The sequence below is a fragment of the Mesorhizobium sp. M7A.F.Ca.CA.004.12.1.1 genome (assembly GCF_003997835.1).
Taxonomy (GTDB): domain Bacteria; phylum Pseudomonadota; class Alphaproteobacteria; order Rhizobiales; family Rhizobiaceae; genus Mesorhizobium.
Genome location: NZ_RZRK01000321.1, coordinates 1 through 6,533, shown reverse-complemented (window position 1 = coordinate 6,533; position 6,533 = coordinate 1). Strand labels below are relative to the sequence as shown.

General features: G+C 62.7%; 8 protein-coding genes and 1 pseudogene. 3 read left to right on the top strand and 6 right to left on the bottom strand.

Going from position 1 to position 6,533, the window contains the following annotated elements:
- Window positions 1-748, top strand: a pseudogene (locus tag EN984_RS17950) (hypothetical protein); the annotation flags it as partial.
- Between the two features lie 2 nt (window positions 749-750).
- On the opposite strand, the gene clpS reads toward EN984_RS17950, so the two are convergent.
- The 4 genes from clpS to EN984_RS17930 form a co-directional block, all read right to left on the bottom strand.
- Window positions 751-1,056 (bottom strand): ATP-dependent Clp protease adapter ClpS, encoded by a 306-nt coding sequence (clpS, locus tag EN984_RS17945; RefSeq protein ID WP_127266562.1) that lies wholly within the window; start codon window positions 1,054-1,056, stop codon window positions 751-753.
- A 240-nt stretch (window positions 1,057-1,296) separates the two neighbouring features.
- On the bottom strand, window positions 1,297-1,662 hold the full coding sequence (locus EN984_RS17940) for a hypothetical protein (protein ID WP_127266561.1): 366 nt from the start codon (window positions 1,660-1,662) through the stop codon (window positions 1,297-1,299).
- A gap of 172 nt (window positions 1,663-1,834) precedes the next feature.
- Window positions 1,835-2,068, bottom strand: a complete 234-nt coding sequence (locus EN984_RS17935) for a hypothetical protein (RefSeq protein WP_013529962.1) — start codon at window positions 2,066-2,068, stop codon at window positions 1,835-1,837.
- A 39-nt stretch (window positions 2,069-2,107) separates the two neighbouring features.
- Window positions 2,108-2,410, bottom strand: coding sequence for a hypothetical protein (locus EN984_RS17930; RefSeq protein WP_127266560.1), 303 nt, complete (start codon window positions 2,408-2,410; stop codon window positions 2,108-2,110).
- A 252-nt stretch (window positions 2,411-2,662) separates the two neighbouring features.
- Here EN984_RS17930 and EN984_RS17925 point away from each other — a divergent pair, with 252 nt between their 5' ends.
- Complete coding sequence (locus EN984_RS17925; RefSeq protein WP_127266559.1) at window positions 2,663-3,379, top strand: response regulator transcription factor; 717 nt, start codon at window positions 2,663-2,665, stop codon at window positions 3,377-3,379.
- The gene (locus tag EN984_RS17920; RefSeq protein ID WP_127266558.1) at window positions 3,376-4,782 is read left to right on the top strand and encodes an ATP-binding protein; all 1,407 of its coding nucleotides are present in this window, start codon (window positions 3,376-3,378) and stop codon (window positions 4,780-4,782) included. Before EN984_RS17925 ends, EN984_RS17920 begins: the two co-directional genes overlap by 4 nt.
- Before the next feature lie 102 nt (window positions 4,783-4,884).
- Here EN984_RS17920 and EN984_RS17915 read toward each other — a convergent pair whose 3' ends face one another.
- Window positions 4,885-5,424, bottom strand: coding sequence for a hypothetical protein (locus EN984_RS17915; protein ID WP_236382896.1), 540 nt, complete (start codon window positions 5,422-5,424; stop codon window positions 4,885-4,887).
- Between the two features lie 93 nt (window positions 5,425-5,517).
- Window positions 5,518-6,533, bottom strand: a 1,016-nt coding sequence (choV, locus tag EN984_RS17910) for a choline ABC transporter ATP-binding protein (RefSeq protein WP_127383858.1), incomplete at its 5' end; no start/stop codon positions are given.

The window sequence follows — 6,533 nt, the reverse complement described above, 5'->3', positions numbered from 1 at the left end:
CACCATCGGCGTGCAGAATCCCGAAGGCGCAGTGGTGATGAAGGGCGCCGACAACCGGCCGCTGCTGTTGCTCGACCGTAAGGGCGAAGGCCGCGTCGGCATGCTGCTGTCCGATCAGGGCTGGCTGTGGGCGCGCGGCTTCGAGGGCGGCGGCCCGCATGTCCAGCTCTACCGGCGCATCGCCCACTGGCTGATGAAGGAGCCTGAGCTCGAGGAAGAGCGGCTGACCGCCGACGGCCGCGGCATGGTGCTGGAAATCCGCCGCCAGACGATGGCCGACGATCCCGGCCCCGCGCAGATCATCACCCCATCCGGCAAGACCTTGACCGTCAAGCTCGAGAAATCCGAGCCCGGCGTCTTCCTCGGCAGCGTCGAGACCAGCGAGATCGGCCTCTATCAGGTCGCCAATGGCGACCTCACCGCGCTCGCCCATGTCGGGCCGGTCAACGCCCCGGAATTCGCCGACGTCATTTCCACCGAAAGCCGGCTGAAGGCGCCGGCTGAAGCCACCGGCGGCAGCGTGCGCCGGCTGGCGTCGTCCGCAGCCCTTGGCAGCGACGTGACGCTACCCTCCATCGTGCCTGTGCGCTCGGCTGGTGCCGCGTCCGGCAACGACTGGATCGGACTGCGCACCACGGACGACAGCGTGCTCAAGGCCGTCTCGCGCGTGCCGCTGTTCGGCGGCTTCCTCGGCCTCGGCCTGCTGCTTCTGGCAATGGGTTCGATGTGGTACCGCGAAGGACGGTAGAGCTACTCCTCCGGCTCCGTCTTGAACATCAGCGGATAGCCCTTGGCCTTGCCGGCATCGGTGGCGCGCGTCGCCTTGGTCTCGGCGACATCCCTGGTGAACACGGCGACGACGCAGACGCCGCGACGATGCGCGGTGATCATCACCCGATGCGCCTGGTCTTCGCTGAGTTTGAACTCACCCTTCAGCACCGTCACGACGAATTCGCGCGGCGTGAAATCGTCATTGATGAGGATGACCTTGTAGAGCTTTGGCCGTTCGATCTGCGGCTTGACCTGGACGCGCGGTTTTGTGGTGATTTCAGGCATTGGAACCGACAGTTAGAGCAATTCCAGGAAAAGTGTAAAACGGTTTTCCGCCCGGAATTGCGTCAAGACAAAGGATCAGAACGGTTCGCCGTTTCCACGAAACGGTGAATTGCTCTGGCGTAGCAACCCTGCCGCCATTCTGGCACCAGCGAAAGCGGTCGTCCATTTTGGTCGACGCGCGAAAACCAGTGTCCGCCGACGCGGCCATTCACAATCATGTGGGAAAGTGTCGGTTGCCGTTCAACGGCCCTGGCGGCCGAACATGCGGCGGCTGGGAATCTGCCGCGCGGTCGTGGCGGGCCGGATATCGGGGTGAAAGCGGTTTCCACCCGCATCCGCCCGGCGTTCCAGCCAGACCGTGATCGGCCACGCGGCGACGCAGATCAACGTCGCGCCTGTCAGCACGATCAGCAGCCAGGTCTGTGCCGGCGTGATGTAGTCCCAGTTGGTGGAAATCGCCGGCGCGAACAGCGAAGGCTCGGTGCGTCCGGTGGCCGGATCGGGCACCGGGCTGGCGGTGAACAGGATCAGCACCCTGGCGACGCCGGTGGCAACCAGGCCGCCGATCACCATCGAGCGCAAAATGGACGAAAGCCGCTTCTTCATGCGGATTGTCCTACACGGCCGGCGTTGCAAACGGGTTAAGTGTCAGTCGAGGCGGAAGCTGCCGGTGCCAGACTTCGTCAGGGCTTCAGCGCTCGGACAGGAAGAAGGCCGCTCCAGCCGAAACCAGCTGGAGCGTCCTTGGCCAACAGCCGGCATTTTATGCCGGACCTGATTACGTCTTCGGGGCGTCCTTCTTGACGGCCTTCTCGGCAGCCTTCTTGTGCTTCTTGACGGTCTTCTTGACGACCTTCTTCGGAGCAGCCTTGGCCGGAGCGGCAGTCGCCGGAGCTGTGGTCGTCGAAGCAGCCGGAGCAGCGGTCGTGGTGGCGGCGGCGTTGCCGAGAGCCGGCATCGCGAAAGCCAGAGCGACGGCGAGACCGGTGGCGGAGAGGATGGACTTTTTCATGGCTTCGTTTCCTTTTTATGCGGGTCAAGTTTCTGAGTGTTACTGAACCGGGTCGTTCGGCGTCACTCCAAGCAGCTTCAAAGCATTGGCGAGCATCCGGATGCCCTGCGCCTGTTTCTTGGCGGCGCAGTACCGGTTGCCCTTTCTCTGAAGTGCCTTTGCCGCGGTGACCTGCGTTGCCGTGGCGTGGGTTTCGAGGGCTTCATCAAATTGGTGGCTGAGATTGGCGCACCGTTCGCTCCGGGTTGTGAGCGTCACCTTTGCGTCCGATTGTCCGACAGCGGCAGTGACCAGGCAGAAGCCCAGCAACGCACCCAACAAACTGATCGACAACCTTGGCATCGGTTTATCCGTAAACCCGGAGACTAGCGTCGCAGCCGATGACCTGACCGCCACGAGACCAGTTATGCCCTTGAAATTTTTCAGGAGTTTTTCTGAACTGTAGAATTTTGTTTCTGGATTGTGTCTGAGAAAGCCGGTGTGAACCCATCATAGCCACTGGCCAACATATGGCCTGAATTCTATCGTGTGGGTTGTGACAGAAGGGCTTGGCAATCAAAGACAGAAGGGCTTGGCAACAATGACAGGGCTGCTGTGAAATCCGACGCACACATACTGATCGTCGACGACGACAAGGGCATCCGCGACCTGCTGCAGGAATTCTTCCAGAAGCGGGGCCTGCACACCTCGGTTGCCGCCGACGGTGTCGAGATGGAGACCATCCTGCGGCGCGTCCAGGTGGACCTCATCGTCCTTGACGTGATGCTGCCCGGCAAGAGCGGGCTGGAGCTGTGCCGCGACCTGCGCGCCCAGTACTCGACGCCGATCATCATGCTGACCGCCGTCACCGAGACGACCGATCGCGTCGTCGGCCTGGAAATGGGCGCCGACGACTATGTGCCCAAACCCTTCGACCCGCGCGAGCTTTTGGCGCGCATCCGCGCCGTGCTCAGGCGCAATGGCGCCGCCGAGCCCAAGCGCGCCACCACCAAGCAGATCTACCGCTTCGCCGGCTGGACGATGGACTGTGCTCGGCGCCGGCTGATCGCACCCGACGATGTCAGGGTCGAGCTGACCATGGCCGAATTCAACCTGCTGCAGACCTTCGTCAAGAGCGCGCAGCGCGTGCTGACCCGCGACCAGCTCATCGAACTGTCCGGCGGCGACAGCGACTATTCCTTCGACCGCAGCATCGACATCCTGGTCAGCCGGTTGCGGCGCAAGATGGAAGACGACCCCAAAACGCCCAAGCTGATCCTGACCGTGCGCAGCGGCGGCTACCAGTTCCTGCCCGAGACGACCTCCGAATGAGGCGTTTCCTGCCGCAGACCTTGCCTGTCTGGGTGCTGCTGATCGTCATTGCCGGCCTGCTGATCAGCCAGGTCGCGACCCTTTACATCGTATCGCGCGACCGCGCCGCCGCCAACGACGTCGTCGACCTCTACCGGCTCAACGACCGTGCCTTCTCGCTGGTGCAGCTCATGCATGACGCCAGTCCGGACGAGCGCAAGGCGACGGCGAGCGGCCTGTTCAATTCAACCTATGCGCTCACCGTTTCGGACACACCGGCGGTCACTTCGTCGATCGCCGGTGACGACGAACTGGCCGAACTCGAAGACATCCTCGTCGGCAGGCTGTCGAAATTCGGCATCACCGATGCACGCGTACGCCGCGATCCGGCGACGCGCGAGGCCGATGACGCGGACGGCACGGCCCCGGGACCCGACATCGGCCAGGTCGAGCGCGACCTTCTGGTATTGGCCGCCGACTTCGCCCAGAGCGACAAGCTGACGGCCTCGCTGCGCTTCGCCGACGGCCAATGGCTGAACTTCACCGAGCCGATCACGCCGGTCGGCCCGATCCTGAGCTTCGACAGCCTGCCGCTCTATTCGCTGATCGCAGGGCTGGTGGTGATCATGTCGATCTGGTCGCTGCGCCGGCTGACGGCGCCCTACCGGATGATGGAAACCGCCGTGAACCGGATCGGCAAGGATCTAAAGAGCCCGCCGATCGCCGAGAGCGGCAGCCGCGAGGTCCGTGCCGCCGCTAAGGCGATTAACGCCATGCAGGCAAGGTTGCGCGAATATGTCGAGGACCGCGAACATCTGGCGGCGGCATTGGCGCATGATCTGCGCACGCCGATGACCAGGATGCGCCTGCGCCTGGAGCTGTTGCGCAAATCGGCGGTCCGCGAGGCATTGGCGCACGACCTCGCCGATGTCGAGGGCATCGCCAGCTCGGTGATCGACTTCGCCACCTTCGAAGTGACGGAGGAAAAGAACGAACGCATCGATTTCTGGTCGCTCGTGGAATCGATCGCCGACGGCTATGACGACGTATCGTTCGACGACGAGACCCGTTCGCGCGGGCTGATCTGCATGGCGCGGCCGGTCGCGCTCAAGCGCTGTGTCACCAATCTGGTGCAGAACGCGGTCACCTACGGCAAGAAGGCGCATCTTACGCTGCGCCGGTCGGAAGACATGATCCTGCTCACCATCCGCGATGAAGGGCCCGGGATACCGCAGGCACAGATCGACGCCGTGTTCGGCTCGTTCGTGCGCCTCGAACAATCGCGCAACCGCCAGACCGGCGGTCTGGGCCTCGGCCTGACCATTGCCCGCAACATCGCGCGCGCCGCCGGCGGCGAGATCAGCCTGTCTAACAACCCGGGCGGTGGCCTGCTAACGCAGCTGCGCCTGCCGCTGGCGGCATAAGGCTGCCACAAGATGACAGGGCAGTTTCGTTAGCCGGTTCTTCGTCGGTCTGCTCTCAACTTCAACCAGCATAGGTCAACGAGCGGTGGATAGGCTGGTTGCCTATTTCAGTACGCCGTCCTTGCGTCGAAATATGCGAAGTTGCATCTCGTCCCAACGCGTCATCACCTTTTCCTCGAAGCGATCTCGTCTAAATTTAACGCAATGAATGTCCTCGATCAGGAAGACATCGTCCTTGGATGCGACTGCCTCCAAGAACCGGGGAGACCGAACGGCCAGATTGACCTCGTTCTCACGCGAAGTTTGACCGATCAATTGGTAAAAGGTGAACATTGCATAGCAATAATTGTCGAATGTCTCGAACTCTAAAAAGTCTGCAACGCGACAGTCGTCCAAGGTCATTAAAGGGTAGCTGTACGGACTGCGCCTGTTCGGGTCTTGCCTAATGTGCGGCAGCTGGAGGGTCTTGGTGGCGCCGACCTCCTCCAGCACCGAGGTACTCCACTCCCAGCAGCTGATGTAACTGTGAAAGAAGGCTTCACGCACCACACTATGTTCGTCTGGCAGCCACTCGTTGTGCTCTCGCTCGGCGTCGATTAGCCGGTAAACGTCGAATAGAAACTCGTATATGAGTGCAGCCACCGTCGCGTTTCGCATTCCTCAACCTCAATTATGCGACCCGGCTGTTCCCTCGAAAACACTAAACCGCCCTATGGGCTGAATTGACGGCGAAGGTTACCGCCGCAGCACCGCGCTCAGCACGTCGCGGATACCGATGGCGCCGACGAAGCGCGACTGGTCGTCGAACAGCGCCACGGGAGCGGTCTGCGAACGGTGCATGGCCAGCATCACGGTTTTCAGCGAAGTGCCCGGATTGGCCCAGAACACTTGCGCGGCTTCCTCGGATTGGCCTTCGACGTCGGCGCACGACACCCAGACCGCCGGCTTGCCATCGCGTTCGGCCGCCGCCACCAGCCCATGCTCATCGATCTTGAAGCGCGTCGTCTTGCGGCGGTCGAGCCACACCCAGCCATCCTTGCCGTGCTCCAGATCGCGACGGTCGCGCATCACGTTCCAGGCGGTCAGCACCGACAGCGGGTTCACATTGGCGATGAAGTCGCGGACATAGTCGTTGGCAGGCCGCAGCACGATGTCCTCCGGCGCGCCGGTTTGCACGATGCGCCCGCCCTCCATGATGGTGATGTGGGAGCCAATCTTCAGCGCCTCCTCAAGGTCGTGGCTGACGAAGATGATGGTCTTCTTCAATTCGGCCTGGAGCTGCAGCAATTCGTCCTGCAGCTTGGTGCGGATCAGCGGGTCGAGCGCCGAGAACGGCTCGTCCATCAGCAGGATCGGCGCCTCGGTGGCGAAGGCCCGCGCCAGGCCGACGCGCTGCTGCATGCCGCCCGACAGCTCATGCGCGTATTTCTTCGACCACTGGTCGAGATTGACCAGCTTGAGCTGGCGTTGCACGCGCTCCTTGCGCTCGGCTTCCGGTACGCCGGCGAGTTCGAGGCCGAGACCGACATTCTCCTCCACCGTGCGCCAGGGCAAAAGGCCGAACTGCTGGAACACCATCGCCACCTGTTTCTGGCGCAGGCGCCGCAGGGTCGCCTCGTCGCAGGTGACGACGTCGACGGTTTTGTCGCCATCCTTGACCAGCACCTGGCCGCGCGACACCACGTTGAGCCGGTTGACCGCCCGCAGCAATGTCGACTTGCCCGAACCGGAGAGACCCATCAGCACGGAGA